This is a genomic window from Stenotrophomonas sp. YIM B06876, from assembly GCF_030711595.1.
Lineage (GTDB): Bacteria > Pseudomonadota > Gammaproteobacteria > Xanthomonadales > Xanthomonadaceae > Stenotrophomonas.
Map to the genome: position 1 here is coordinate 1 of NZ_JAUJUJ010000413.1, position 709 is coordinate 709.

Genomic DNA, 709 nt, shown 5'->3' on the forward strand with positions numbered 1-709 from the left:
CCATCTCGGCCTTCGGGTCGACGTAGATCCGCTGGCCGTGCACGCCGCGGGCCATGAAGGCGCCGTGCGCGTTGTGCGTGACCCACCACATGTCGCGGTAGCTCCAGCCCTGCAGCAGTTCGTAGCCGGCCTTGGCGAAGGCACCTTTGTCGCCGCCGCGGCGGATGTCGTCGACCACGGCCTTGGGCAGGATTTGCTGGCCCCGGAACTGGCCGTTGTTGCGCAGCAACTCGCCAAAGCGCGCCAGGTCGCGCAGGCCGGTGTTCAGGCCGCCGCCGGCGAACGGGGTGCCGGTCGAGTCGACCGTGAGGTAGGCGTCCTGCTCCGCGCCGATGCGGCTCCAGATGCGTTCGGAGAGCAACTGCGCCACGCTGCGGCCCGTCACGCGCGCGATCACCCAGCCGAGCGCGTCGGAGTTGACCGTTTTGTAGGCAAAAGCCTCGCCATGCCGGCCTTGGGGCTGCACGGTCTGCAGGTATTCGTAGTAGCTGCGCGGGCCGGTGTAGTCCTTGGGTTTAGGCAGGGGGCTGCCGGCCTGCGCGTAGGCCCAGACCTCGGCGTTCGGGTCGGCGTAGTCCTCGCTGTATTGGAGCCCCGTCGTCATGTCCAGCACCTGGCGCACGGTGGCGCTGCCAAAAGCCGAGCCCGCCAGCTCGGGCACATAGTCCGCCACGCGCTTGCCGGCGTCCAGGCGGCCTTCGGCGACCAG

1 protein-coding gene is annotated in these 709 nt (G+C 69.4%); it reads right to left on the reverse strand.

Annotated features, from left to right (window positions below):
* Positions 1 to 709: serine hydrolase (locus QZH66_RS17645; protein WP_305807123.1), on the reverse strand; the 709-nt coding region annotated here is incomplete at both ends.